This window comes from Agrobacterium sp. A3-95, from assembly GCF_053521785.1.
In genome coordinates, this window is record NZ_JBNWDR010000001.1 from 103,799 (window position 1) to 129,442 (window position 25,644).

Below are 25,644 nucleotides of genomic sequence, written 5' to 3' on the forward strand. Positions count from 1 at the left end.
TAATACTTAAATTGAAATTGGTCTACATATATACTATGCATTAATATTTCGGAACTTAACTTCGAGTTCGAATTTTAAAGGCATTAAGTTATAAAAATCAATACTTTTAAATTTGAAACAATATTTTCACATTTCAAATATTAGGCAACATAAAATATGCATACCGATTTTTGCCATGCCGTTACGCACGGAAAAAAGACGGGACCTGCAAGGACGATCGCCTTGCTCCTTTGATCGTTTCTGTTAAAAAACTCGTAAAGTCACACTTTATCCCACGCATCATACAAATGGGTCCCACTTCATGTCAGCCACCAAGCTTGCCATCGTCGGCGTCGGCAAAATCGTTCGCGACCAGCACCTTCCCGCCATCGCAGGCAATCCGGATTTTGAATTGATCTGCACGGCCAGCCGCCACGGTACCGTGGATGGCGTCGCTTCTTACGGCACCATCGAGACCATGCTGGAGGCCGTCGAGGATATCGAGGCCGTATCGCTCTGCATGCCGCCGCAGTACCGTTACGAGGCTGCATACGCGGCGCTGAATGCCGGCAAGCACGTTTTCCTCGAAAAGCCGCCGGGCGCAACGCTTTCGGAAGTTCAGGATCTCGTTCGCCTTGCGGATTCGAAGGGTCTTTCGCTATTTGCAAGCTGGCACTCGCGTTATGCGCCGGGCGTTGAAGCTGCAAAGGCGTTCCTCGCCTCGACAAAAATCGACAGCGTGCATGTCATCTGGAAAGAGGATGTGCGCCACTGGCACCCCAACCAGGCATGGATCTGGCAGGCGGGCGGTCTCGGTGTGTTCGATCCCGGCATCAACGCGCTGTCGATCATCACCCACATCCTGCCCCGCGCGCTGTTCCTGACCAAGGCAACGCTTGAGTTCCCGGAAAACCGCGACGCGCCCATCGCTGCCGAGCTGCATTTTTCCGACGTTACGAAAATGCCCGTGCGCGCCGAGTTCGACTGGCGACAGACCGGCAAGCAGAGCTGGGATATCGTTGCCGAAACGGCGGCCGGGCAGATGGTGCTTTCGGAAGGCGGCGCGAAGCTCTCCATCAATGGCGAGCAGGCGGTGTCGGAACCTGAGCGGGAATATCCGGCGCTCTACGAGCGTTTTGCGGAAATCATCAAGGCCGGACGCTCTGATGTCGATCTTGCGCCATTGACTCATGTGGCCGATGCCTTCCTGCTCGGCCGCCACAAATTCGTGGATTCCTTCTACGACTGAGGAGCCGAAAGGCTTTTGGAAGCCTTCCGGAAGACAGGTGCATCAAAGGGCGCGGCTGACGAAACGGTCGCGCCCTGACTTTTTTGCCTGATACAGTGCCTCGTCAACGCTGCGCAAAAGCGTGGCGCGGTCAGCACCGGCCTGAGGGGCGATGGCGCCGCCAATGCTGAGACGCGCACCGACCGCCTGCCCGTCAACATCAAAGGGTTCACGGAAGGCTGCCAGAAGCCTGTCTGCCAGTCCGTTCATCACCTCAGACCTGCTGGGACGGGGAATGAAAATGGCGAATTCGTCGCCCCCCATGCGCACCACCGTGTCTTCGCTGCGGATCGAATTGCGAATGCGGTCGGCGGCAGCGGTCAGCACCCTGTCACCCGCCGGGTGGCCGAACGTGTCATTAATCGCCTTGAAACCGTCCAGATCGAGATAGAGCACGCCGAAGGCCTCGTTCTCACGCAGAGCCGCGCCAAGCTGGCCATCGACAATCGCCTCCAGCGCCTTGCGATTGTAAAAGCCGGTCAACGGATCAGTCATCACCGCATCCCGCAATTCACGCTCCGCCAGACTCATTGTGAAATTGGCCTTCTGTAAACGCAGGAGTGCGGCCGCCAGCAGTGCAAAGTGCTTCAGATTGTCAATTTCGCTTTGAGAGAATTTTCTCGGCACCGTATCGACAAGGCAAAAGGCGCCGACCACAAGACCCGGTTCCAGCTCGATCGGCGCGCCAGCATAGGAACGCAATCCGGGACCGCCCTTCACATAGGACATGAAGCGGAAATCCGGATGCTGGGTCAGATCGGAAATCACCACGACATCCTGCCTGGCAATTACTCGGTTGCATATCGACAGATCGCGCGGGCATTCCGAAAGTTGCATTCCCGCCTGTTCGGCAATATGGAGCCAGTCCTCGTCGACGATATGGACGGCCGCACGCGGGACGTCAAAGACGCCCTGCCCCAATCGAGACAGCACTTCCAGTTCCGGCATCTCGGCGTTCTTGACGGACATGATTGACCGCACCGCGACCAGACGCTCTATTTCCCCATCGAGCTGTGAAATCGCCTGTCCCATGATGATGTCCTTCTGCTGTTTCGTCTGTGGCAGCCGCCACCGTCCGTCACCTGTCGGCCGGATCAGACAGCTATGTCTGATTCGGCTCATAATGCGAAAACCGGCAGGCTGCGCCACATGCGAATTTTTGCCAGTCTTTTTGTGTGGGAAACTGTGATCAGGCTTTCTTCTGCCAGCGGCCTTCCGGCGACTGCTGCCAATAGGTCAGCGCATGACCTTCGGTCTTCAGCCTTTTCCAGTGGTTCCGCGCCATTTCCAGCTGGTAGGCATCATATCCGTCGAACACGAACACTATCCGCTCATAGCCCTCCACCGCCGGCGGTTCGGCACCGTCGACGAGAAACCGCACACTCGCCTCGTTACCGTTCGCATTCGACGCCGTCAAAAGAATCGGCTGGTTTTGCGGCGCGGCGGAGCTATCCGTTGCGTGCGGCAGAAAACTGTCGTCACGAAAGGTCCACAGATGCGTGTCGAGGAAATCGCGGCGCTCCTCGTCCACCGTCTGGATCGCGACCTTCCAGCCGCGTTCCAGCGATTTTTCGAGCAAGGGCGGCAATGCATCCTCCAGCTTCGATTCCGTCAGATGGTAGAACAGGATTTCAGTCATCTGCGGACTTGCAGCTCCGGTCGCATCAATCTTCGTAATGGGCGCGAACGAGTTCGTTCAGCAACCGCACACCATAGCCGGATCCCCAGGACTGGTTGATCTCGGTCATCGGCGAACCCATGGCGGTGCCGGCGATATCGAGATGCGCCCAGGGTGTTTCGCCCACGAAACGCTTGAGGAACTGAGCGGCGGTGACAGAGCCCGCCAGACGGCCGGAGCTGTTCTTCATGTCGGCGAATTTGGAATCAATAATCTTGTCGTAATCCTTGCCCAGCGGCATGCGCCACAGCTTTTCCGCAGTAACATCGCCCGCCTGCGAAAGACGTTCAGCCAACTCGTCATCATTCGAGAAAAGGCCAGCCTGAAGATTGCCGAGTGCAACCGTGATCGCTCCCGTCAAGGTGGCGAGGTTGATCATGAATTTCGGGTTGAAACGCTCCTTGGTGTACCAGAGCGCATCGGCGAGAACCAGCCGGCCTTCGGCGTCGGTATTGATGATCTCAATGGTCTGGCCGGACATGGAGGTGACGATATCGCCGGGACGCTGGGCGTTACCATCAGGCATGTTCTCCACCAGACCGATAACGCCGATCACATTGGCTTTCGCCTTGCGGGCCGCGAGCGTGTGCATGAGGCCGGTCACGGCGGCAGCGCCACCCATGTCGCCCTTCATGTCTTCCATGTTAAGGCCGGGCTTCAGCGAGATACCGCCGGTATCGAACACGACGCCCTTGCCGACGAAGGCGATAGGCTCATCCTTCTTGGAGCCGCCGTTCCACTGCATGACCGCAAGCCGGGGCGGACGCGCCGAACCCTGCGCCACACCGAGAAGCGCGTTCATGCCAAGCTTCTTCAGCTCCTTCTCGCCGAGAATTTCGACCTCGACACCGAGCTTCTTTAACTCTTCCGCCTTTTCAGCGAACTCGACAGGACCGAGAACATTCGGCGGCAGGTTGACGAGATCACGCGCCAGGACAACGCCGCCCGCGACGGCCTCCGACACGGCAAAGGCCTTTTCCGCCTCCTGATGGACTGCCGTCACGATGACGATTTCTACTTTCTTCGGCGACTTCTCATCATCGGATTTCTTCTTGGTCTTATAGGCATCGAAGCTATAGGCACGCAGCAGCAGGCCAAGCGCAAAATCCGCAGCCGCCTGCGCACCGACATCGACGCCCGGGGCATCTAGATAGACGGCAACCTTGTCCGCCTTCCTGAAATTGGCGGCAGCGGTGCCGCCGGCACGCAACCAGTCATGGGCGACAAGTTTCGCCGGCTTGCCGAGGCCAATGACGAGAAGCCGGTCGGCGCCCGAACCCTGCGGCGCAATCACGTCGAGTGTGGTCATGGACTTTGCGGAAAAGCCCGAAATCTTTGCCGCCCGTTCAAGCACGCCACCCGGATCGGCTTCCGATGCGCCGGCAGCTGCCTGCGCCTCACCCGAGGCTTGCAGCACAACGGCAAGGGTATTTTCAAGCGAGGCGGAATTGGCGAAAGAAATATCGAATTTGGCGGACATGTTTTCCTGCTCTTCGTGGATAACTTGCGTGTGCGCCCGATCATGGCCTTTTCGGCCCCCGGCGCAACCCTGCATTTTTAAAGGCTCACATTCTTTAAAGGCCGACATTCGCTAAAGGAAAGGCATTTTTGTGGAATGGCCGATCGCGTCATGAAACCGACAGCTTGTTCCACAAAAAGACACAGGCGGTGGAAAAATCATCGTGCAAAACATTTTTGTGAGCGTGCCGGAATAGCCAATTGCAAACGATGCGATTAGATAGGCGGAAATCCGGCGAGCGATCGCGCAGAAAAACAATGTCGACAAGGGCAGTATGAAGCTTCTCGAGAACTATATCCTGCGACGGACAACGCAGATGTTTCTGGTCGCGCTGCTGCCGGTGCTGGCCATCATCTGGACCATCCAGGTTCTCCAGAGAATCAACCTCGTCACCGATACCGGCCAGTCGATGGGCTCCTTCATGGCGCTGGCGACGATGATCCTGCCGACGCTGATTCCCGTCGTGTTGCCTTTCGCCCTCGTCATTGGCATCACCCAGACGTTCACGGCGATGAACAACGATTCCGAGCTTGCCATCATCGATGCGGCCGGATCGTCGCGCTCTGTGATGTTTCGCCCGGTTATCATTCTGGCTGCCGTTCTAAGTGCGCTTTCCTTCACCATCACCAACTTCATCGAGCCGCCTGCCCGAAATTCGGCCAGGCAGATGGTGGCGGCTGCCTATGCCGACCTCCTCTCGTCGGTGATCGAGGAAAAGACCTTCCGCGCTGTTCAGGACGGCCTCTATGTGCAGATCGCCCAGCGTCAGGGCCGTATCCTCAAGGGCCTGTTCGTCGCCGATCGCCGCGATCCCAATTTCGATCTTATCTATTACGCCAAGGAAGGCATGATCGATGAAAGCGGCACGTCGCTGACGATGCGCGACGGCGAAGTCCAGCAGAAAACACCTGATGGCAAGGTCTCCATCGTCAAGTTCCTGTCCTATGCCTTCGACCTTTCGACCATGTCGGAAAAGCAGACTTCCGAACCGTCGCTTTCTCCGGGCGATGCGAGCCTCGGTTTCCTTCTCTCGCCAGACGAGAACAACGCGAGTTACAAGCGGTCTCCCGAAAGCTTCCGCAGTGAGTTGCACAAGCGCCTGTCGGACTGGATGTTCGCCTTCGCCTTCGCACTGATATCGCTGGTCATAGCCGCTGATGCGCGCTCGCATCGTGAAGCGCGGATGCATCCGATGGTCGCTGCGCTGGTGACGGCCTTCATGCTGCGCTGGCTCGGTTTTTACGTCACCAACCAGGTCAAGCAGAGCGCGGCCTTCATTCCGCTGGTCTATGCCGTGCCGGGCCTCAGCGGCGCCGCCGCCGCCTTTATTCTCATCACGGGTCGCAAGCCGAGAATGCCGAAGATCATCGCGGATACGGCCAGCCGTCTGCGCCGTCTTTTCTCCAGCCGGCTGGCGCGAAGCTCGGGGAACGGTAACGCATGATTTTCAGCACCCTCGCCCGGTATTTCCTCAAACGGTATCTGATCACGGCCATCTGGTTCCTGCTCGGCGTATCGGCAATTATCTATCTTGCCGATTTCAGCGAAACGGCGCGGCGCATGTCCAGCGTGCCAGGCTATTCTGTTCCAGGCGCACTTGGCCTCACCGCGCTTCGCCTGCCGTTGATCCTGCAGCAGACTATTCCCTTCATCGCGCTCTTCGTCGGCATGACGACGCTGATCTCTCTCAACCGGCGTTACGAGCTCGTCGTCACGCGTGCGGCAGGCGTCTCCGCCTGGCAATTCATCCTTCCTTTTGTCCTTGGTGCGGTGTTTCTCGGCATCCTGTCCGTCCTCGTCCTCAACCCTATCGCCGCCTGGGGGCAAAACCAGTCGCTGTCGATGGAAGCGGGCTGGCGTAACGAAGGCAGCGGCGGCCGCCAGCAGGACATCATTCCCTGGATGCGCCAGTCGAGCGGCGGCCAGGATACGATCATCGGCGCCAAGAGCTTCGAAGACAACGGGACCATGCTTCTCGACGTGGTTCTGATCCACCTCGACAAGGCCGGCAACATCGTCTCCCGGCAGGACGCGAAGTCGGCAAAGTTGGAAGATGGTTACTGGCTTCTTAACGGCGTCGCGGAAACCCGTGCGGGACATGTGCCAGTTCGGCAAGAGAGCACGCGGATCAGTACCAATCTGAGACGGGAATTCGTTCAGGAACGTATGACGCAGACGGAAACCGTTGCTTTCTTTGATCTTTCTCACAAGATCGAAGTTGCAAAGTCTTTTGGACTGTCTTCGAAAGCGCTTGAGACGCAGTATCATTTCCTGCTATCGACGCCCCTGCTTCTGGTTGCGATGACCTTGATCGCCGCGACAGTTTCATTAAAGTTCAGCCGCTTCGCCCAGTCGCGCTCCGTGATTCTGGGTGGAATCGTTTCCGGCTTCGTGCTTTATGTAGTAACCGTGCTCGTAAGGGCATTCGGGAGTGGTGGCGTTGTCCCTCCCACCGTCGCGGTCTGGGTTCCAGTCATCGTGGCGTTGGCTTTGGGGGCAACCATTCTGCTTCATCAGGAGGACGGCTAGTGGCGGTATATGACCGCGGGAATATCAGGCGGCTTTGGACGGCCCTTCTGACAGGTGCCGCTGTGTGCGCATATTTGGCATCCAGCCCGGTCGCTTTCGGCCAGGGTGGTTTGCTTGCGCCCGGAAGCCAAGACGATTCGAAACTCCTGCTTACGGCAAATGAACTGACCTATAATCGCGATTCCCAGCGGGTCATCGCGAAGGGTGTGGTTCGCATGCATTATTCGGGCTACCGTATGGTGGCCCAGCAAGTGGAATATAATCAGCAGACGGGCCGCGTGATTGCGCACGGCAACATCGAGCTGATCGAGCCCGGCGGCAACAAGATCTATGCCGACGAGATGGATGTCACTGACGATTTCGGTCAGGGCTTCGTCAATGCGCTTCGCGTCGAGACTCCGGACAATACCCGCATCGCGGGTGAAAGCGCCGAACGGCTCGAAGGCGACCGCATGGTCCTCAATAACGGCGTCTACACTGCCTGTTTGCCATGCGCCGAACGGCCCGAAAAGGCGCCGCTGTGGCAGGTCAAGGCTGAACGTGTCATTCAGGACGGCAAGACCCATACGATCCGGCTGGAAAAAGCCCGCTTGCAGCTTTTCGGCCATTCGATCGCCTATGTGCCGTTCCTGACGGTTCCGGACAATACGGTGAAGCGGAAGTCCGGATTCCTGTTTCCGCAGATGAGCATTACCGACAACCTCGGTTTCGGCATCGGCGTGCCCTATTTCCAGGTTCTGTCCGACACCTCGGATGTGACCGTTACCCCGACCTATTACACGACGCAGGGTCTGCTTCTGCAGGCGGAACTGCGCCAGCGTTTCGAAACCGGCATGCACACCGTGACCGTCGCCGGCATCAGCCAGCTGAAGTCCGATACATTTACTGCCGGAACCAGTGATGCCCTCAACGACAATCGCGGCATGATTGCCAGCAAGGGTAACTTCTCCATCAATCCGCGCTGGGCGTTCGGTTGGGATGCCATGGTGCAGACCGACAACAACTTTTCGCGTACGTATGGGCTGAAGGGTTACAAGAACGACGTCCAGACCAATCAGATCTATTTGGCTGGCGCAGGCGAGCGGAACAGCTTTGATGCCCGCGGCTATTATTTCAACGTTCAGGATACGGACAACAACGAATCCAACGAACGCAAGCAGGCCATCGTTCATCCGGTTGTCGACTACCGTTATTTCGTACCGGATCCGATCTATGGCGGCGAACTTTCGCTGACCACCAACCTGACCAGCATCACCCGCCAGAAACAGGATGCCTACGCGCTTGGAGGCTATTCGCGGTTCAACGGGCTTGAAGGAAACTATACGCGCCTTTCCACCGAAGCCGAATGGAAGCGCACCTTCACGATGGATAGCGGCCTGCAGATCACGCCGATCCTTGCCGCCCGTGGCGATGCGCTATGGACGGATATGTCGGCGGCAAGCTTTACATCGGGTGGCACGTCCTATGCCTATCAGGGCATGATGCAGGACGATGCGGCGTTGCGAGGCATGGTAACCGGCGGTCTGGAAGTGCGTTACCCCTGGCTGTTCACGGCGCTTAACAGCAACCACGTGATCGAGCCGATTGCGCAGATTTTCGTGCGTCCGAACGAACAATATGCCGGCCGCTTCCCCAACGAAGATTCGCAGGCTTTCGTGTTCGACGCGACCAACCTGTTCGAACGTGACAAGTTCTCCGGTTTCGACCGGATCGAGGGCGGCACGCGCGCAAACATCGGTCTGCGCTATAACGGCACATTCGACAATGGCTACGGCATTCGCGCCATTGCCGGTCAGTCTTTCCACCTGGCGGGCGACAATTCTTTTGCATCCTACGATCTCGTAAATGTCGGCGCGAATTCCGGTCTCGAATCCGACCGCTCGGACTACGTCGCCATGGCAGCCTTCGATGCGCCAATCGGCCTATCGCTGTCATCGAGCCTGCGCTTCGACAAGGACAATCTCGAGATCAACCGTTCCGAGACAGGCGTCAGCTATTCGGACCGCCGCCTCACCGGCAAGCTCAGCTATACGCAGGTCAAGGCGCAGCCGCAGTACGGCTACAATGAAGACCGCGATATCGTTCAGGCGTCCGGTACGCTGCGCATGGACGACAACTGGTCGCTGTTCGGCTCGATCAACTACGATCTGAACGGAAAATTTGCCGCCGAGCGCCGTATTGGCATCGCCTATCAGGATGAATGCACGATCTTGACGGTCAGCTACTCCGACGAGGGCAATATCAATTCCAGCCGGCAGGCCGCCAATGACTGGTCGATCAATGCCCGTCTGGCATTCCGCACGCTCGGCGATGTCAGCATCGGTTCCGCAAACGAGGACTGGGCCGATATGGATATCGGCTGGAAACCGAACAATTACTGAGTTTAAAGGCAGGCCATACAGCATCGTGGCCTGCCTTTTTGCCATCCAGCCAGTAAAAGTCACGGTTTTGCCGCAACAACGCGCCAGGGTCCGTCCGGTATAGAACCATCGGGTTTCTTTCAACAAACCGACACATTGCCGTCTTGCAGATCGCGATGATATATACGTGGCAAATTCGCGGTGCGGATGCACAGGTGCAGATCTGAAAAGCCGGGGTAAGGAATGTTCCCCATTGGCAGACAGAACAGATTGGCGGGACGGGGAAACAGACCCCCGCCCGACGAAAGGGAGAAGGATATGATGAATTTCGGAAAGACGGCTTTGCGTGGCGCTGCTTTCGCCTTTGCGATATTCGCCGTTCCCATGGCCGTTGCGCCCTTTGCCAGCCAGGCCTTCGCCGACAGCACGGTCAAGATCGTCGTCAACAAGACCCCCATCACCAACGACGATATTGCCAAGCGTGTCGCCTTTCTGAAGTTGCAGCGTCAATCCGGCAATCTCGCCGAAAAAGCGCGCGAGCAGCTGGTTGATGAGGCGCTGAAGCGCGAAGAAATCGGTCGCGTGAAAATGTCCGTCAGCACCCAAGAGGTCGATGCGGCTTTTGCGCGCTTTGCTGCCAACAACAAGATGAACCCGCAACAGCTGACGCAGATCCTCGCCAAGGCCGGCGTCGGTGCGGACCATTTCAAATCCTTCATCGCCGTGCAGATGAGCTGGCCGCGCCTTGTGAACGCCCGTTATGGTGCGCGCGGCAAGATGTCTAACCAGGACCTCGTCACCCGCCTGAGGGAACGCGGCGACAAGCCGGTAACGACGGAATATTTCCTGCAACAGGTGATCTTCGTCATTCCGGAATCGAAGCGCAATGCCATCACTGGCAAGCGTAAGGCCGAGGCTGAAGCCTCGCGCAAGCGTTATCCGGGCTGCGACCAGGCCATGACTTTCGCGGCCACCATGCGGGACGTGGCGATCAAGGATCTTGGACGGATTCTGGCGCCCGAACTGCCGGAAGAGTGGAAGCCTCTCGTGGAAAAGACCAAGGAAGGCGGCACCACAGGAACACGTGTGACCGAAAAGGGCGTCGAATATCTGGCAATCTGCAAGCAGCGTCAGGTTTCCGACGATTACGCAGCGGAAATGGTGTTCAAGTCCGAAGACCTGATGAAGGCCAAGGGTGGCGAAAACCCGAACGAGAAGAAATATATGGATGAGCTGCGCAAGAAGGCGCAGATCGTCAACACCTGATACGAGAGCCGGCCTTTCCGTGACACATGCATCCCTGCCGCTTGCCCTGACACAGGGAGATCCAGCCGGTATCGGCCCTGATATCGCCATTGCCGCCTGGGCCAACCGCCGGGAGAACGGCGTGGCGCCATTCATCTTCATCGGCGATCCCGATGTGGTGGCGAGCCGTGCGGCGCTGCTTGGCATACCGGTCAATATCGAGACCTGCGAAGCGGCGGATGCCGTCGGCGTGTTCGACCGTGCTTTTCCCGTTCTTCCTCTTCCCGTCGGTTTCGAGGTTCAGGCCGGCCAGCCGCATGTCGGAGCCGCTCATGCGACGATCAAGGCGATCGAGCTCGCCGTTGCCTTGACGGTCGAGGGCAAGGCTTCCGCCGTCGTCACCAATCCGATTGCGAAATCCGTGCTTTACGAAGCAGGCTTCGGTTTTCCCGGTCACACGGAATTTCTCGCCGATCTGGCTTTGCGCCTGACCGGCAAACAGGTGATGCCGGTGATGATGATTGCCGGACCCAAGGTCCGCGTCGTGCCGGTAACGATCCATATCCCAGTAAAAGACGTGCCTTCGGCGCTGACGGAAGAGCTGATCGTTACGACCTGCCGCATTATCGATGCTGATCTGCGGCAGAAATTCGGCATTGAAGCACCACGACTGGCGGTCGCCGGTCTCAATCCGCACGCGGGTGAAGATGGGGCATTGGGCACGGAGGACCGCGATGTGGTTCACCCTGCGACCATACGGTTGCGGAAAGACGGGATCGACGCTTTCGGCCCACTGCCCGCCGATACGATGTTCCACGATGCCGCCCGCAGGCGCTATGATGTCGCCGTCTGCATGTATCACGATCAGGCCCTTATCCCGGCCAAGGCGCTTGGCTTTGACGATTCCGTCAATGTCACGCTCGGCCTGCCCTTCATCCGGACCTCGCCCGACCACGGCACCGCCTTCGGCATCGCCGGCCAGGGCATTGCCAGCGAAACGAGCCTTGTCGCAGCGCTGAAGATGGCGGCGGAGATTTCTCTTCGCAGCCGGGTCGGCGCATAATGGCCGCCATTGACGGATTGCCGCCGCTACGCGATGTCATTCAGCGCCATGGGCTAGACGCTAAGAAGTCGCTCGGGCAGAACTTCCTGTTCGATCTCAACCTCACCCAGAAGATCGCCCGAACCGCTGGGCCGCTTGACGGCGTGACGGTCATTGAGGTTGGCCCCGGGCCTGGCGGCCTCACCCGCGCCATTCTATCGCTCGGTGCCAAAAAGGTTATCGCCATTGAGCGGGACAGCCGCTGCCTGCCGGCACTTGCGGAGATCGAAGCGCATTATCCCGGACGTCTTGAGGTCATCGAGGGTGATGCGCTGAAGACCGATTTCGAGGGTTTGGTTCCCGCTGGCGAACCGGTGCGGATCATTGCCAACCTGCCTTACAATGTCGGCACGCAATTGCTGGTCAACTGGCTGCTGCCGAAAGAATGGCCGCCTTTCTGGCTCTCCATGACGCTGATGTTCCAGAAGGAAGTCGGCCAGCGCATCGTGGCAGAAGAAGGCGACAACCATTACGGCCGCCTTGGCGTTCTCGCCGGCTGGCGCACGGTTTCGGAAATGGCCTTCGACGTCCCGCCGCAGGCCTTCAGCCCACCGCCTAAGGTTACCTCGACGGTCGTGCATCTGCTGCCAAAGGAAAAGCCGCTGCCCTGCGATGTCGCGAAGCTCGAAAAGGTAACGGAAGCCGCCTTCGGCCAACGCCGCAAGATGCTGCGCCAGAGCGTGAAAAGCCTTGGCGGTGAAGTTCTGCTGGAAAAGGCAGGCATTGACGCGACACGACGGGCTGAGACGCTGTCGGTCGAGGAATTTGTGACGCTGGCGAACTGCCTGTAATTGAAGGCGACGTTTCGGCACTTCTAACGCGGGTGAAAGAATTAGGGGACAAGCGCGTGGAGAGTGCCGGTTTTCACTACAAGCTCCACATGCCCGTCGGATCGCCTGATTGCGCGGTCGTGTTGCTACACGGTTCGGGAAGAACGGAGGAAGATCTCGCTTCGTTTGGCCGTGCCGTTTTTCGCAACGGCATTCTGTATGCTCCGAGAGGCATTGTGCCATGGGAAAATGGCTTTGCGTTTTTTCGCAGAAAGCCCGACAGACAACTCGATATCGACGACCTGAAACATCAAGCCGCCGGGCTTTGCCGGTTTATCGAATTCGTATTTCAGCAGACAGGGCAAAGACCCTTTCTCGTGGAATATTCAAACGGTGCGATCATCGCGGCTGAAACAATCTGCTAGAATCGTCATCTGTCGAGGGGTGCAATTCTGCTTCGACCACTATCCCCACGGAATAACGAGCATTTTCCGAAGCTCACCGGATATCCTGCGCTCCTGCTTGCAGGTGCGCATGATGAGCGGCGGCATCGCGATGATGCGCCCCATTTGGCCGATCAATTTTCGACTGCGGGCGCGGATGTGGTACTGGAGACACTCGACACAGGCCACGGCTGGGCAGCAGACGCGGCAGACGAGCGCCTGTCCCGGCAATGGCTACGTCAGCATTAGAGATAACACGCCGCTTTAACTGCCAAATCAGAGCTGCGGTTCTTCTGCAAGCAGTCCGCGCACGAAATCGAACATGCCGTGGCGGCGGTCGCGGCGCACACGTTCGGCCTTCACTATCGCTTCTACGGCCTCGAAGGCCGCCTGCAGGTCGTCGTTGAGGATGACGTAGTCGTAATCGCGCCAGTGCTCGATCTCGGCGCGGGAATTGAGAAGCCGGGTCTGGATCACCGCTTCGGTGTCTTCGGCGCGGCGGTGCAGGCGCGATTGCAGCTCGGTCATGGTTGGCGGCAGGATGAAGATCGACACGACGTCGGCCTTCATCTTGTCCTGAAGCTGTTCGGCGCCCTGCCAGTCGATGTCGAACAGCATGTCGCGTCCGGCCGCCATCGCCACTTCCACCGGCTCGCGCGGCGTGCCGTAAAAATTGCCGTGAACCTCGGCCCATTCCAAAAGCTCATCGCTGTCACGCAGGCGCTCGAAGTCGCGCTTGGAGATGAAGTGGTAGTGGATGCCTTCAATCTCGCTCTGGCGGCGCGGGCGCGTCGTCACGCTGACGGACAGGCTGATGTTCTTGTCCTTGTCGAGCAGGTTGCGCGCTATCGTGGATTTACCAGCGCCCGATGGCGATGAAATCACCAGCATCAGCCCTCTGCGGGCAATCGTAACAGGGGAATTGTTCACCGGAACCATGGGTCTACTCCAGATTTTGGACCTGCTCGCGGAACTGGTCGATAACCACTTTCAGCTCTATGCCTGCTGCGGTTACCGCACTGGCGTTCGATTTGGAACAGATTGTATTCGACTCGCGGTTAAATTCCTGTGCAAGAAAATCGAGCTTGCGGCCAACTGGCCCGCCATGAGCCAAAAGTTCGCGCGATGCCTGGACATGTGCGTGTAGCCGGTCGACCTCTTCGCGCAGATCCGCCTTGGTAGCAATCAGTGCGGCCTCGGCGTGCAGACGGTCGCGATCGAGCCCGTGCATGCCATCGCCAATCAGGGCAATCTGCTGGGCAAGCCTTGCAGCGATCTGTTCCGGCTGGCGGGAAGGATCGTTTTCGATGAGGTTCACGAGTTGCTCGATCCTGTCGATCTGCCCGGACAGGATGGCAAACAGGGACGCCCCTTCCCGCTCGCGCATGTCCTTCAGCTTCTCAACGGCGGCGGCAAAGCCCGCAAGCACGTCGGCGTTGCGCGCGGCCTGCGCCTCGGCGTCATCTTCCGCCTCGCGAAAATCGACGAGCCCGCGCAGCGACAGTAGCGTATCGAAGCTCAGCGGCTTGTCGTCGACGACGTCGCCCAGTTCTTCCTTGAGAGCGAGAACTGCGGCAAGAGCATCGCGGTTGATCACCGCCTCCAGCCGATTTTCCGCAATCGCCAGCGTCAATCCCGCCTGAATATTGCCACGGGAAAGATGCTGTGCCGCGATTTCCCGCAGGCCCGTTTCCAGCGCTTCCAGACCGTTTGGCAGGCGCAGGCGCACATCGAGCCCCTTGCCGTTCACCGAGCGCAATTCCCACGCCCAGCGGTAACGGCCGGAGGTTCCTTCGCTGCGCGCGAACCCGGTCATCGATTGCAATGTCATATTCAGAAAGCCCCCATCATGCCGTGCAAAAAACCGGGCCTTGCGATGACAAGGCCCGGTCAGAACTATCAGTTATTGGCCGGTTTTTCCGCCTCGGTGCCGCCGGGCTGACCATCCACGACAACATCGGGATTGGCGCCGGAAGCCGCTTTTTCGGCCTCGATCTTGCGCCAGCGGCGCACATTGGCGTTATGTTCGTCCAGCGTCTTTGCAAACACATGGCCGCCGGTGCCATCGGCAACAAAGTAGATGTCATCGGTGCGCCACGGGTTGGCAACCGCCTCGAGTGCGGCCCGGCCCGGATTGGCGATAGGAGACGGTGGCAGGCCCTTGATGACATAGGTGTTGAACGGCGTCTGCTTTTGCAGGTCCGACTGGTAGATGGGACGGTCGGACGGTTTGCCGTCGCCGCCGAAGAGACCGTAGATGATCGTCGGGTCGGATTGCAGGCGCATGCCCTTCTTCAGCCGGTTGTAGAACACCGAAGCGACATGGGCGCGCTCGTCGTCCTTACCGGTTTCCTTCTCCACGATCGAGGCGAGCGTCACGAATTCCTCGACCGTCTTGATTGGCAGGTCTGGGTCACGACGTTCCCAGATCATGTCGATCAGCTTCTCCTGCGCCGCACTCATTTGGTTGATGATTTCCTCACGCTTCGTACCACGGGTAAAGCGATAGGTATCGGGGCGAAGGCTGCCTTCCGGCGGCAGGGTGGCGGGCAATTCGCCATCCAGCACCTCGTCGGCGGCAAGCCGCGCGAACATCTGCTTGACGGTCAGACCTTCCGGCAACGATACGGAATAAAGGATCGATTTGCCCGACTCCAAGAGCATCATGATATCCTTCATCGATGCGCCGGCCTTGATTTCGTATTCGCCCGCCTTCAGCGTCTGGTCCTTTTGCAGGTAGCTGCCCGTCATCAGGCGGAAGACACGGGCATTGGATACGACGTCATTGCGCTCGAGATTATTGGCGATCTCGATGAGGCCTGCGCCGTTGCGCACCGTGAAATGTGTGTTCGTCTGAAGCGGACCGGGCTCCTGGAACGCATTGATCATGTAATAGAAGGCTGCGACAGCAAGCACACAGACGGCAACCGCAAGCGTCATCAGAAAATTCAGGAAGATCACCAGCTGGCCATGGGCCTTGCGGGAGCGCTTCGGTGGAGCCGGCACCTTTTCCGGCCGAAGCGCTTCGGTCGGGGATTTCGGGATGATCGGGCCGCGATTGCCCTCACCCGCGCCGTCTCGTCCGTATGGTCCCTGGCTGTTCTGGTTCGTGTCGCTCACCGTCGGTCCTTTTCAGTTCGGCGTTGTCAGCGCTTTTTGCGCAGGTAATGCGGCAAAAACAGGTTCGGAATGCCTTCCTGCACCACATAGAGACATCGTGAAGACCTGATTGCTTCTTCACGAATCGTCGTTTCCGGCAAAGCCGGTCAAGGAAAGCCATCTGCGGCGGGAAATTCACCCGCAGCAGGAAATCATTCCGAAACCGGCAAACCGTCTTCCGTAAACGACTACAATATCGGCGCGAAAATCGAAATGGCTTTCGCAAGCCGCAATGCGTTCTTCAAAGAAGAGCGCTCTCAGGCACCCGGCGGGAGGGAGCCGCACCGCTTTAGGCGGTTTGCGGCGCCGGGTTCTCGTCGTGATTTATGCTTCGTAGCGACGCAGTACGAGGGAGGCGTTGGTGCCGCCAAACCCGAAGGAGTTCGACAAGGCGACGTTGACCTGCCTCTTGCGCGCCTTGTGCGGCACCAGATCGATCTTCGTCTCCACGTCGGGATTGTCGAGGTTCAGCGTCGGCGGAACGATGTTGTCGCGGATCGCAAGCGTGGCGAAAATCGCCTCGATAGCGCCAGCTGCTCCGAGAAGATGGCCGGTGGCCGACTTTGTGGAAGACATGGAAATCTTCGACGCCGCGTCACCAACCAGCCGCTCGACCGCGCCAAGCTCGATCGTATCGGCCATGGTGGAGGTGCCGTGGGCGTTGATGTAGTCGATATCGTCAGGCGTGAGGCCGGCGCGCTTCAGCGCCATCGCCATGCAGCGATACGCGCCATCGCCATCTTCCGACGGTGCGGTGATGTGATAGGCATCACCGGAAAGGCCGTAACCGACGACTTCGGCATAAATCTTTGCGCCGCGCGCCTTGGCATGTTCCAGCTCTTCCAGAACGACGATGCCGGCACCTTCGCCCATGACGAAACCGTCACGGTCGCGGTCATAGGGACGGGATGCCTTCTGCGGATCGTCGTTATGCTGGGTGGAAAGCGCCTTGCAGGCGGCAAAGCCGGCAAGCGCGATGCGGCAGACCGGCGATTCGGCGCCACCTGCGACCATGACCTCGGCATCGCCGAACGCAATCATCCGGGCAGCATCGCCGATGGCATGCGCACCGGTCGAGCAAGCCGTCACTACGGCGTGGTTCGGACCGCGCAGCTTGTGACGGATTGAGACGTGGCCGGAAACCAGGTTGATCAGACGGCCGGGAATGAAAAATGGAGAAATGCGGCGGGGGCCCTTGTCGCGCAGCGTATAACCCGCCTCGACAATACCTTCCAGACCGCCGATGCCGGAGCCAATCAGAACGCCCGTGGCGATCTGGTCTTCGTCCGTTTCGGGATGCCAGCCGGCGTCCGCTAGCGCCATGTCGGCAGCGGCCACACCGTAAAGGATGAACGGATCGATCTTGCGCTGCTCTTTGAGTTCCATCCAGTCGTCGGCATTGAACGTGCCGTTGGAGCCATCGCCGACGGGAATGCGACAGGCAATCTTTGCGGGCAAGTCTTCGACTTCGAACTCAGTCACGAGACGGGCACCGTTCTGGCCGGCAAGCAGCCGTTCCCAGGTGATTTCCGTTCCGCATCCAAGAGGAGATACCATGCCGGTACCGGTGATAACGACACGCCTCATCGCCAACGCTCCGCCCTTATCCAAATCATCGGTCTTTTTGCAACGCCACACACCATGGAATGGCGGGAACAGGCGCTGCACCATTTTGAATGTCCGCATAATCTTCCGCAGGCCGGAGCCGGTTCGGAAACTTATGCATTCGTCAGGACGCACGTCTTTCAGGCGCGTTCTGTTTCACGATAAAATATTGGCCCGGACAAGCCGGGCCAAGACGGGAGGTTGTTACACCTCCCCAATACAGGTCGATCAGGCCTGGGCCTTCTCGATGAACTTGACAGCGTCGCCAACAGTCAGGATCGAGTCAGCTGCGTCGTCTGGGATCTCGACGCCGAATTCTTCTTCGAAAGCCATGACCAGTTCAACGGTATCGAGCGAATCAGCGCCCAGATCGTCAATGAAGCTTGCGCCTTCAACAACTTTGTCGGCGTCGACGCCCAGATGATCAATTACAATTTTCTTTACGCGTTCTGCGATATCGCTCATGTCGGTTTCCTCGACCTTTATTTTGAAGGGAATGCCTTACGGCACCCTGCCCTGTTAGAAGCCCTCATGCGCCGTTCAAATCCGGCACTGCTGGCAAACCCGTTCAACCCGGTCCAAGCTAGACATCGTCGCGCAAAATCGCAACGGCTTCCTGTCTCTCCGGGACGACTGTTCACAGTCTTGGCCCGATTAACACGGTTTCAACCGGTCGAAAAGCCTGAAAACGCGCTAAGCACAACGTATGACAGGCAATTTCGCCGGAAACCGGCATGGAGGGTCTTGCGGCGCCCGACACCAAACAAGGTGCAGAAACAGCGCCGCAATCGTTTCAAGACGCCTTTCAGGTGGCGTCAGATCATCGCCATGCCGCCATTGACGTGCAAGGTCTGGCCGGTCATGTAGGCAGCTTCATTGGAAGCAAGATAAAGTACGGCCGAAGCGACTTCGGCGCCCGTCCCCATGCGCTTCATGGGAATGGCACCCATGATGGCGTCTTTCTGCTTGTCGTTCAGCTTGCCGGTCATCGCGCTTTCGATGAAGCCGGGCGCCACGCAGTTGACGGTGACGTTGCGGGTGGCGATTTCCTGTGCCAGCGACTTCGAAAAACCGATCATGCCAGCCTTGGAGGCGCAATAGTTCGCCTGGCCGGGATTGCCGGTGACGCCGACGATGGAGGTGATGTTGATGATGCGGCCGAAACGGCGGCGCATCATCGGATGCGTCAGTTCACGCGTCAGGCGGAACATCGCGGTCAGGTTCACCTCGATGACGTTGTCCCAGTCCTCGTCGCTCATGCGCACGAACAGGCCGTCCTTGGTAATCCCGGCATTGTTGACGAGAATGTCGACGCCTTCCAGCTCGGCCTCGGCCTTTTCGCCCAGCGCCTTGACCTCGGCACGATCGGCAAGGTTGGCCGGGAAAATCTTGACGCGGTCGCCAAGTTCCGCCGCCAGGGCTTCGAGCTTTTCAACGCGCGTGCCGTGCAGGCCGACGGTTGCGCCCTGGCTGTGCAGAAGGCGGGCGATTTCCTCGCCAATGCCGCCGGTCGCGCCGGTTACGAGAGCCTTGCGGCCTGTCAGATCAAACATGTTCCGTTCCTTCTTTAGAGCAATTCCGCAAAAGCCTTTTAGCGAAATCGCATCGGGAATTACCGTAAAACAAAAAGCCGATGCGGGGCGAAGCCCGTCTCAGCCGATAAGAGTGGCGAGAAGCTGGTCGATATCGGCAGCGCCGTTGACGGCAACGCCGTTCACCGTCTTGTCGATGCGACGGGCAAGACCCGTCAGCACCTTGCCCGAGCCGATCTCGTAAAGCTGCGTTATATTGTTGGCGGCGAACCATTCCACCGTCTCGCGCCAGCGCACCTGGCCCGTCACCTGCTCGACCAGCAAAGCGGCGATCTCATTGGCGTCGGAAACGGGGGCGGCACGCACATTGGCGATAACAGGCACGACCGGGTTATTCTTTTCGACAGCCGCCAGCGCCTCGCGCATGGCTTCCGCCGCCGGCGCCATCAGCGCGGAGTGGAAGGGCGCGGAAACCGGCAGCATGATGGCGCGCTTGGCGCCCTTTTCGGAAGCGATCGCAGCCGCCTTCTCGACAGCCGCCTTGCCGCCGGAAATGACCAGCTGGCCGCCGCCATTGTCGTTGGCGATCTGGCAGACGCCGAGAATGGCAGCCTCTTCACAGATTGCCGAAACAGCATCGTGCTCCAGCCCGATGATCGCTGCCATCGCGCCCTCGCCCACCGGCACGGCAGCCTGCATGGCATTGCCGCGGATGCGGAGAAGCCGTGCGGTATCGGCAACCGAGAAGGTGCCGGCAGCACAGAGCGCGGAATATTCACCGAGCGAATGGCCAGCGACATAAGAGACGGCGTCGGAGAGCTTCAGACCCCGCGCTTCCAGAACCCGCATGACCGCCATGGACACCGCCATGAGCGCCGGCTGGGCATTGGCCGTCAGCGTCAGCGTTTCTTCCGGGCCATTCCACATGATGTCGGAAAGCTTCTGGCCGAGCGCGTCATCGACCTCCTGGAACACAGCCCGTGCTTCCGGATAGGTATCGGCGAGTTCCTTGCCCATGCCGATGGCCTGGCTTCCCTGACCGGGAAATGTGAATGCAATACCCATGGGATGTGGTCCTTCTTGTCTGGCCTTGCCTTTATTCTTTTCGACTTCCATTCACATTCCGGCCTGCGGAGTCAAGGCTTGAAGCCCTTCGGCACCCCATCGACGCGGTTTTGCCGATCTATTTTCCCCTTTCTTTTCATCATATTTTTTCTTGCACTGCGGCAATTCCCCATTACTTTCATGCCACCTTTCAAATATCTGGCCAAGCACCGGGACATTTCCATGAAACAGAGACTATTGGGCCGCACGGGCATTTCCGTGTCCGAAATTTGCCTTGGCACAATGACGTGGGGCACGCAGAACACTGAAGCCGAAGCGCATGCGCAGATGGATTACGCGCTGGAGAACGGCGTCAATTTCTTCGATACGGCCGAGCTTTACCCCACCACCCCCGTTTCCGCCGAAACGCAGGGACGGACGGAAGACTATATCGGCACATGGTTCGAAAAGACCGGCAAGCGTGACCAGGTCGTGCTCGCCACCAAGGTCGCCGGTTCCGGGCGTGACTATATTCGCGGCGGGCGCGATATCGATGCGAGCGCTATCCGCGAGGCAGTAGATACCAGCCTCACGCGCCTGAAAACGGATTACATCGACCTCTATCAGATCCACTGGCCGAACCGCGGCACCTATCACTTCCGCGGCGCCTGGAGCTTTGATGCTTCCGGTCAGGAAAAGGAGCGCACGCTTGCCGAGATCACCGAAAAGCTCGACACGCTCGGCGAGCTGGTAAAGGCCGGCAAGATCCGCGCTATCGGCCTTTCCAACGAAAGCGCATGGGGTACGCAGAAATATATCGATATTGCCGAGGCCCGTGGCCTGCCGCGCGTCGCAACCATCCAGAACGAATATAACCTGCTCTATCGCAGCTTCGATCTCGACATGGCGGAAGTCGCCCATCACGAAGATGTCGGCCTGCTGGCCTACTCGCCGCTGGCGGCGGGGCTGCTCACCGGCAAGTATCAGAACGGCGCACGCCCTGCGGGCTCGCGCGGCACCATCAACAAGGACCTCGGCGGTCGCCTGCAGCCGCATCAGGAAGCGCCGGTCAAGGCCTATCTTGAGCTAGCCGCACAACACGGCCTCGATCCGGCACAGCTCGCCATCGCCTTCTGCCTGACACGCCCCTTCATGGCCTCCGCCATCATCGGCGCAACGACCATGGAGCAGCTGAAGGTGGATATCGCAGCAGCCGATGTGGCGCTATCGGAAGAGGTCCTGAAGGGTATTGCGGCGATCCATCGGCAGTATCCGATGCCGATCTGACGACAGCGCAGCGCGCTTTTTCGCCTCCGGTCCTTGCATTCCGGGCAAAAATGGGTATAAGCGCGCTGTTCACAACACCCGGTCCAATTGGCTGGTGGCTGAACGGAGGGCTGGTTTCGGTAACGAAACAGCAGGAACCATAAGGTTTTTCCGGCCTCCCGTGTCTCCGCTCTCGACCGTCTCGAACAACGCTTTTCTTGCTTTAAGGCTTCGCAGCCTAACCAGGAGCAGTCGTTGAGGCTTAGCGCCGTTGCCGGGTGAAGGACGAAACGCAAGAAAGGCAAAGCTTAAATGGCTCTTTACGAACACATCTTCCTTGCCCGGCAGGATATTTCTGCCCAGCAGGTCGACGCACTTGTCGAGCAGTACAAGGGCGTTATCGAATCGTTCGGCGGTAAAGTCGGACGCGTCGAGAACTGGGGTCTGAAGTCCCTCACCTACCGCATCAAGAAGAACCGCAAGGCTCACTACGCTCTCATGGACATCGACGCTCCGGCGCCTGCGATCCACGAAATCGAGCGCCAGATGCGCATCAACGAAGACGTTCTTCGCTACATGACCATCGCCGTCGAAGCCCACGAAGAAGGCCCGTCCGCGATGATGCAGAAGCGCGACCGTGACGACCGTCCGCGCCGCGATGGCGACCGTCCGGATCGTGGCCCGCGTGAAGATCGTGGTCCCCGCGCACCGCGCGAAGGTGGCTTCGGCGACCGCGAAGACCGTCCGCGCCGTCCGCGCGAAGACCGTGCATAAGGAGAATTGACCAATGGCTGATACATCCTCTTCCCAGGCACGCCGCCCGTTCCACCGCCGTCGCAAGACGTGCCCCTTCTCCGGCGCAAACGCTCCGAAGATCGACTACAAGGACGTTCGTCTCCTGCAGCGCTACATTTCCGAGCGCGGCAAGATCGTTCCTTCCCGCATCACGGCCGTTTCCCAGAAGAAGCAGCGCGAACTCGCCCAGGCGATCAAGCGCGCCCGTTTCCTCGGCCTGCTGCCTTACGTCGTAGCGTAATGATTTGAAACGAGGCCGCGCTTTGGCGCGGCCTCGTCTTCCACGATGCAACTGACTTTTGATCAGTAGGTTGCGAGTTCAAATCCTTCCGCGTTGGGCGCGGATCGATACCATAAAACCCATGTTGGGGACGACGATCCTGATTGGACCGGTCCTCTAACTGCTCAAGTTTCCAGCAGGACAGCGAAGTGCAAAAGTTGAACCAGACAGTGCTGATCACCGGCGTTCTCGCCGGCATATGCGCCGCGTTTCTAACGCTTGGCGCAACGGCACAGTCGTCCTTTTCCTTCCTGCTTTACGCCGGTTCCGCCATGCCCATCTTCATCGCCGGCATGGGCTGGGGCAATCGCGCAGCCGTCGTTGCGATCATCACCACGGCTATCATCGGCGCGCTCGTCATATCGCCGCTTTTCTCGCTGACCATTGCGATCTTCACGCTGATCCCGGCGGGCTGGCTTTCGCATCTTGCCAATCTGGCGCGCCCGGCCTCGGAACTCGGCGGCCCGGATGACCTGCTTGCCTGGTATCCGCTGTCCGGCATTGTCCTGCATCTCTGCCTTCTGGTTTCGGTTGCCGTCGTCATTCTCGGCTGGATGATCGGTTACGGTCCCGATCTCGTCGCGCGCATGGTCGATCTGATGATGACCTCCGTGCAGAGCCGCGAACCGCTGTTCGAACCCAATGTCGAGGCACTGGCGCAGACGAAGTCGCTGCTGGTTCTGATGCTGCCGATCGTTCAGGGCGGCCTGTGGGTCATCCTTTTGTTTGCTGCCTATTATTTCGCGGCCCGGCTGGTCGGTTCCTTCGGCAAGGGTCTTCGCCCACGCGAGGACATTCCTTCCGCGCTGCGCATGCACCGCAACGCCATCTTCGTTTTTCTCTGCGGCATCGTCGCCATGTTCTTCGGTGGCGTCGCCGCGATGGTCGGCGCAGTCGTCTGCGGCACCTTCGGCGCGGGCTTCCTGATGGCAGGTTACGCCTCGCTGCACAAACGCGCGCGTGGAAAGGACTGGCGTCTGCCGGTTCTCATCCTCGCCTATCTCTCGGCGGTCTTTGTCTTCCCGCTGCTTATCATTCTCGTTTTGGGATTGAGCGACGTGCGCAGCACGATCTCCCTCACCCCAACGCGGAAAACTGACAATACGAACGAAACCAACACATAGAAAGGATCAAGAAGATGGACGTTATTCTTCTCGAACGCATCAACAAGCTCGGCCAGATGGGCGAAACCGTAAAGGTTCGCGACGGTTACGCACGTAACTTCCTGCTGCCGCAGGGCAAGGCGCTGCGCGCCAACGCCGCCAACAAGACCCGTTTCGAAACCGAGCGCGCAACGCTTGAAGCCCGTAATCTCGAGCGCAAGTCGGAAGCCCAGAAGGTTGCCGAAGCACTCGAAGGCAAGTCCTTCATCGTCGTTCGCTCGGCTGGCGAAACCGGTCAGCTTTACGGTTCTGTTGCTGCTCGCGACGTCGTTGAAATCCTCGGCGCCGAAGGCTTCAACATCGGCCGCAACCAGGTTGAACTGAACACGCCGATCAAGACCATCGGCCTGCACAACGTTACCCTGCACCTGCACGCCGAAGTCGAGCTTCAGGTCGAGCTGAACGTTGCCCGTTCTGCCGAAGAAGCCGAGCGTCAGTCCAAGGGCGAAAGCCTCACCTCCGCCGACGCCATCTATGGCGTTGACGAAGACGCCCTGCGTCCGGAAGACTTCTTCGATCCGGAAGCTGACGGCAACGACGACGACGAATAAGATTTGGCCTTGTGGTCATAAGGAAAACCCCGGATGGCGACATCCGGGGTTTTTTTGGTTTTGTGACTGGAGTGTGTGGAGAGGTTACCCCCCTCTGCCCTGCCGGGCATCTCCCCCACAAGGAGGGAGATCAGCAGGGCGATCCCACATCGCTAATAGCCGCAACGTTGAGGTTGTCGAGCGCAAGCCACAACTCGATCTCCACCCTTGTGGGGGAGATGTCCGGCAGGACAGAGGGGGCGCCTCTCGGCAAACTCAGCGCCAGACTACCTCGCCGCCGTCTCCGCCCCCTCAGGCGCCACGCTCTTGTCCACATGCACGACCACCGACATGCCCGGCGACAGATCCGCTGCCAGCGGCTGATCGGCGTCGATTGCGATGCGCACGCCGAGACGCTGGGCGATCTTCACGAAATTGCCGGTGGCATTGTCGGGCTTGATGACAGCGAATTCCGATCCCGTGGCGGGCGAGAACCGCTCGACGCGGCCGTTGAGCTTGCGGCGATGCAGGGCATCCACCGAGATCGTCACCGGCTGGCCGACCTGCATGCCCGCGAGCTGGGTTTCCTTGAAATTGGCGATGACCCAGACATCATGCGGCACAACCGCCATCAACTGCGTTCCGGCCGTCACATACTGACCGGTGCGCACGCCGATTTCGCCGAGCCTGCCGTCCACCGGCGCGTGAATTTCGGTATTGTCGAGATCGATCCTGGCGAGTTCGACCGCAGCCTCGGCATTGGCGACAGCGGCCTGCAGCGAACTGCGGTTAACGATGATCGTCTGCAAATCCTGCCGCGATACCTCAAGTGCCGCTTTCGCCTGCGAGAGCGATGCCCTCGCCTTTTCAAGCGCGGCATGCGCCTCTTCCTGCAGGCTGGAGGTGCCGGCACCGCTTTTGATGAGGTTGTCCTGACGGTCTGATGCCAGTTGCGCCTGTTTCAGAGATGCCTGCGCGCTATCGACAGCCGCCTCGCTGGAACGGATATTGGCGTTGGCGGCGTTTTCCTGCTGGCGGGAATTGTCCAGTGCCGCTTTTTGCGTATCCAGCGCGGCTCCTGCCTGCGCCTGCTTCTGGCGGTAGATGCGGTCGTCTATCTTCGCCAGCAATGTGCCCTGTTTGACCTCCTGATAGTCCTTCACCGGCACATCCACGACATAACCGCTCACCTGCGGGCTCATCGTCGTCACGTAACCACGCACGAAGGCGTTGTCGGTCATTTCGACGGTTGAGAGGAATGGCGGCAGGCGCCATGCATAGAGCACCAGCGCGACGCCGGCGAGGCCACCGAGCAGAACGAGAATGGAAACGGGGGTAAAAATCTTCTTCAGCATAT

General features: G+C 59.0%; 23 protein-coding genes and 1 pseudogene. 13 read left to right on the forward strand and 11 right to left on the reverse strand.

The genetic code is table 11. The annotated features are described in order from the left end of the window. Nucleotides 1-301 precede the first annotated feature (301 nt). Nucleotides 302-1,228, forward strand: coding sequence for a Gfo/Idh/MocA family protein (locus ACQZ5Y_RS00505; RefSeq protein WP_003512408.1), 927 nt, complete (start codon nucleotides 302-304; stop codon nucleotides 1,226-1,228). A 42-nt stretch (nucleotides 1,229-1,270) separates the two neighbouring features. Here ACQZ5Y_RS00505 and ACQZ5Y_RS00510 read toward each other — a convergent pair whose 3' ends face one another. The 3 genes from ACQZ5Y_RS00510 to ACQZ5Y_RS00520 form a co-directional block, all read right to left on the reverse strand. Then, nucleotides 1,271-2,299: a sensor domain-containing diguanylate cyclase gene (locus ACQZ5Y_RS00510; RefSeq protein ID WP_174049370.1), complete on the reverse strand. Its 1,029-nt coding sequence runs from the start codon at nucleotides 2,297-2,299 to the stop codon at nucleotides 1,271-1,273. Between the two features lie 157 nt (nucleotides 2,300-2,456). Continuing rightward, the gene (locus ACQZ5Y_RS00515) at nucleotides 2,457-2,906 is read right to left on the reverse strand and encodes a DNA polymerase III subunit chi (RefSeq protein ID WP_174049319.1); all 450 of its coding nucleotides are present in this window, start codon (nucleotides 2,904-2,906) and stop codon (nucleotides 2,457-2,459) included. A gap of 25 nt (nucleotides 2,907-2,931) precedes the next feature. Continuing rightward, a complete protein-coding gene (locus ACQZ5Y_RS00520; RefSeq protein ID WP_041694360.1) occupies nucleotides 2,932-4,425 on the reverse strand; it encodes a leucyl aminopeptidase in 1,494 nt (497 codons plus the stop codon). A gap of 313 nt (nucleotides 4,426-4,738) precedes the next feature. Between ACQZ5Y_RS00520 and ACQZ5Y_RS00525 the strand changes: the two genes are divergently transcribed. From ACQZ5Y_RS00525 to ACQZ5Y_RS00555, 7 genes and pseudogenes are all read left to right on the forward strand, one after another. Beyond that, nucleotides 4,739-5,908: an LptF/LptG family permease gene (locus tag ACQZ5Y_RS00525; RefSeq protein WP_174049318.1), complete on the forward strand. Its 1,170-nt coding sequence runs from the start codon at nucleotides 4,739-4,741 to the stop codon at nucleotides 5,906-5,908. Beyond that, nucleotides 5,905-6,993, forward strand: a complete 1,089-nt coding sequence (gene lptG / locus ACQZ5Y_RS00530) for an LPS export ABC transporter permease LptG (protein WP_003512400.1) — start codon at nucleotides 5,905-5,907, stop codon at nucleotides 6,991-6,993. The genes ACQZ5Y_RS00525 and lptG overlap by 4 nt, the downstream gene beginning before the upstream one ends. Beyond that, nucleotides 6,993-9,374, forward strand: coding sequence for an LPS-assembly protein LptD (locus ACQZ5Y_RS00535; RefSeq protein WP_003512398.1), 2,382 nt, complete (start codon nucleotides 6,993-6,995; stop codon nucleotides 9,372-9,374). Before lptG ends, ACQZ5Y_RS00535 begins: the two co-directional genes overlap by 1 nt. Before the next feature lie 297 nt (nucleotides 9,375-9,671). After that, the gene (locus ACQZ5Y_RS00540) at nucleotides 9,672-10,619 is read left to right on the forward strand and encodes a SurA N-terminal domain-containing protein (RefSeq protein WP_065661158.1); all 948 of its coding nucleotides are present in this window, start codon (nucleotides 9,672-9,674) and stop codon (nucleotides 10,617-10,619) included. A gap of 19 nt (nucleotides 10,620-10,638) precedes the next feature. After that, nucleotides 10,639-11,661 (forward strand): 4-hydroxythreonine-4-phosphate dehydrogenase PdxA, encoded by a 1,023-nt coding sequence (gene pdxA / locus ACQZ5Y_RS00545; protein WP_065688186.1) that lies wholly within the window; start codon nucleotides 10,639-10,641, stop codon nucleotides 11,659-11,661. Then, nucleotides 11,661-12,491, forward strand: coding sequence for a 16S rRNA (adenine(1518)-N(6)/adenine(1519)-N(6))-dimethyltransferase RsmA (rsmA, locus tag ACQZ5Y_RS00550; protein WP_003512392.1), 831 nt, complete (start codon nucleotides 11,661-11,663; stop codon nucleotides 12,489-12,491). The genes pdxA and rsmA overlap by 1 nt, the downstream gene beginning before the upstream one ends. A 56-nt stretch (nucleotides 12,492-12,547) precedes the next feature. After that, a pseudogene (locus tag ACQZ5Y_RS00555) lies at nucleotides 12,548-13,162 on the forward strand (alpha/beta hydrolase). Between the two features lie 27 nt (nucleotides 13,163-13,189). Here ACQZ5Y_RS00555 and gmk read toward each other — a convergent pair. The 7 genes from gmk to fabD all read right to left on the reverse strand — a co-directional run bounded on the left by gmk (nucleotide 13,190) and on the right by fabD (nucleotide 20,274). Then, nucleotides 13,190-13,852 (reverse strand): guanylate kinase, encoded by a 663-nt coding sequence (gmk, locus tag ACQZ5Y_RS00560; RefSeq protein ID WP_003512388.1) that lies wholly within the window; start codon nucleotides 13,850-13,852, stop codon nucleotides 13,190-13,192. A 4-nt stretch (nucleotides 13,853-13,856) separates the two neighbouring features. Then, complete coding sequence (locus tag ACQZ5Y_RS00565) at nucleotides 13,857-14,744, reverse strand: YicC/YloC family endoribonuclease (RefSeq protein ID WP_003512385.1); 888 nt, start codon at nucleotides 14,742-14,744, stop codon at nucleotides 13,857-13,859. Between the two features lie 68 nt (nucleotides 14,745-14,812). Beyond that, nucleotides 14,813-16,033, reverse strand: coding sequence for an endolytic transglycosylase MltG (gene mltG, locus ACQZ5Y_RS00570; RefSeq protein WP_003512383.1), 1,221 nt, complete (start codon nucleotides 16,031-16,033; stop codon nucleotides 14,813-14,815). Between the two features lie 363 nt (nucleotides 16,034-16,396). Continuing rightward, nucleotides 16,397-17,659, reverse strand: coding sequence for a beta-ketoacyl-ACP synthase II (fabF, locus tag ACQZ5Y_RS00575; RefSeq protein WP_065661575.1), 1,263 nt, complete (start codon nucleotides 17,657-17,659; stop codon nucleotides 16,397-16,399). 246 nt (nucleotides 17,660-17,905) lie between these two features. After that, nucleotides 17,906-18,142, reverse strand: a complete 237-nt coding sequence (locus ACQZ5Y_RS00580) for an acyl carrier protein (RefSeq protein WP_003502080.1) — start codon at nucleotides 18,140-18,142, stop codon at nucleotides 17,906-17,908. Nucleotides 18,143-18,492: 350 nt separating this feature from the next. Further along, nucleotides 18,493-19,230, reverse strand: coding sequence for a 3-oxoacyl-[acyl-carrier-protein] reductase (fabG, locus tag ACQZ5Y_RS00585; RefSeq protein WP_003512379.1), 738 nt, complete (start codon nucleotides 19,228-19,230; stop codon nucleotides 18,493-18,495). A 99-nt stretch (nucleotides 19,231-19,329) separates the two neighbouring features. Further along, nucleotides 19,330-20,274, reverse strand: coding sequence for an ACP S-malonyltransferase (fabD, locus tag ACQZ5Y_RS00590; protein WP_174049317.1), 945 nt, complete (start codon nucleotides 20,272-20,274; stop codon nucleotides 19,330-19,332). A 222-nt stretch (nucleotides 20,275-20,496) separates the two neighbouring features. Between fabD and ACQZ5Y_RS00595 the strand changes: the two genes are divergently transcribed. The 5 genes from ACQZ5Y_RS00595 (at nucleotide 20,497) to rplI (ending at nucleotide 24,308) form a co-directional block, all read left to right on the forward strand. Further along, nucleotides 20,497-21,540, forward strand: a complete 1,044-nt coding sequence (locus ACQZ5Y_RS00595; RefSeq protein WP_025592963.1) for an aldo/keto reductase — start codon at nucleotides 20,497-20,499, stop codon at nucleotides 21,538-21,540. 291 nt (nucleotides 21,541-21,831) lie between these two features. Next, complete coding sequence (rpsF, locus tag ACQZ5Y_RS00600; protein ID WP_003512373.1) at nucleotides 21,832-22,293, forward strand: 30S ribosomal protein S6; 462 nt, start codon at nucleotides 21,832-21,834, stop codon at nucleotides 22,291-22,293. Nucleotides 22,294-22,306: 13 nt separating this feature from the next. Beyond that, nucleotides 22,307-22,555 carry a 30S ribosomal protein S18 gene (rpsR, locus tag ACQZ5Y_RS00605; protein WP_003496832.1) on the forward strand — a complete coding sequence of 83 codons (249 nt, stop codon included), beginning with the start codon at nucleotides 22,307-22,309 and terminating at the stop codon, nucleotides 22,553-22,555. Nucleotides 22,556-22,743: 188 nt separating this feature from the next. Then, the gene (locus ACQZ5Y_RS00610) at nucleotides 22,744-23,718 is read left to right on the forward strand and encodes a YybS family protein (protein WP_025592960.1); all 975 of its coding nucleotides are present in this window, start codon (nucleotides 22,744-22,746) and stop codon (nucleotides 23,716-23,718) included. 14 nt (nucleotides 23,719-23,732) lie between these two features. Next, nucleotides 23,733-24,308, forward strand: coding sequence for a 50S ribosomal protein L9 (gene rplI / locus ACQZ5Y_RS00615; RefSeq protein ID WP_003512362.1), 576 nt, complete (start codon nucleotides 23,733-23,735; stop codon nucleotides 24,306-24,308). Between the two features lie 266 nt (nucleotides 24,309-24,574). On the opposite strand, the gene ACQZ5Y_RS00620 is transcribed toward rplI, so the two are convergent. Further along, nucleotides 24,575-25,642, reverse strand: a complete 1,068-nt coding sequence (locus tag ACQZ5Y_RS00620) for an HlyD family secretion protein (protein WP_003512361.1) — start codon at nucleotides 25,640-25,642, stop codon at nucleotides 24,575-24,577. Between the last annotated feature and the right edge of the window lie 2 nt (nucleotides 25,643-25,644).

Coding starts and splice junctions, on each gene's coding strand:
- rpsR (WP_003496832.1), top strand. CDS start 22,307: ATGGCTGATACATCCTCTTCCCAGGCACGCCGCCCGTTCCACCGCCGT.
- ACQZ5Y_RS00510 (WP_174049370.1), bottom strand. CDS start 2,299: ATGGGACAGGCGATTTCACAGCTCGATGGGGAAATAGAGCGTCTGGTC.
- ACQZ5Y_RS00620 (WP_003512361.1), bottom strand. CDS start 25,642: ATGCTGAAGAAGATTTTTACCCCCGTTTCCATTCTCGTTCTGCTCGGT.
- gmk (WP_003512388.1), bottom strand. CDS start 13,852: ATGGTTCCGGTGAACAATTCCCCTGTTACGATTGCCCGCAGAGGGCTG.
- ACQZ5Y_RS00505 (WP_003512408.1), top strand. CDS start 302: ATGTCAGCCACCAAGCTTGCCATCGTCGGCGTCGGCAAAATCGTTCGC.
- ACQZ5Y_RS00595 (WP_025592963.1), top strand. CDS start 20,497: ATGAAACAGAGACTATTGGGCCGCACGGGCATTTCCGTGTCCGAAATT.
- fabD (WP_174049317.1), bottom strand. CDS start 20,274: ATGGGTATTGCATTCACATTTCCCGGTCAGGGAAGCCAGGCCATCGGC.
- rsmA (WP_003512392.1), top strand. CDS start 11,661: ATGGCCGCCATTGACGGATTGCCGCCGCTACGCGATGTCATTCAGCGC.
- ACQZ5Y_RS00580 (WP_003502080.1), bottom strand. CDS start 18,142: ATGAGCGATATCGCAGAACGCGTAAAGAAAATTGTAATTGATCATCTG.
- rplI (WP_003512362.1), top strand. CDS start 23,733: ATGGACGTTATTCTTCTCGAACGCATCAACAAGCTCGGCCAGATGGGC.
- lptG (WP_003512400.1), top strand. CDS start 5,905: ATGATTTTCAGCACCCTCGCCCGGTATTTCCTCAAACGGTATCTGATC.
- ACQZ5Y_RS00525 (WP_174049318.1), top strand. CDS start 4,739: ATGAAGCTTCTCGAGAACTATATCCTGCGACGGACAACGCAGATGTTT.
- ACQZ5Y_RS00520 (WP_041694360.1), bottom strand. CDS start 4,425: ATGTCCGCCAAATTCGATATTTCTTTCGCCAATTCCGCCTCGCTTGAA.
- ACQZ5Y_RS00565 (WP_003512385.1), bottom strand. CDS start 14,744: ATGACATTGCAATCGATGACCGGGTTCGCGCGCAGCGAAGGAACCTCC.
- fabG (WP_003512379.1), bottom strand. CDS start 19,230: ATGTTTGATCTGACAGGCCGCAAGGCTCTCGTAACCGGCGCGACCGGC.
- rpsF (WP_003512373.1), top strand. CDS start 21,832: ATGGCTCTTTACGAACACATCTTCCTTGCCCGGCAGGATATTTCTGCC.
- ACQZ5Y_RS00515 (WP_174049319.1), bottom strand. CDS start 2,906: ATGACTGAAATCCTGTTCTACCATCTGACGGAATCGAAGCTGGAGGAT.
- ACQZ5Y_RS00540 (WP_065661158.1), top strand. CDS start 9,672: ATGATGAATTTCGGAAAGACGGCTTTGCGTGGCGCTGCTTTCGCCTTT.
- fabF (WP_065661575.1), bottom strand. CDS start 17,659: ATGAGGCGTGTCGTTATCACCGGTACCGGCATGGTATCTCCTCTTGGA.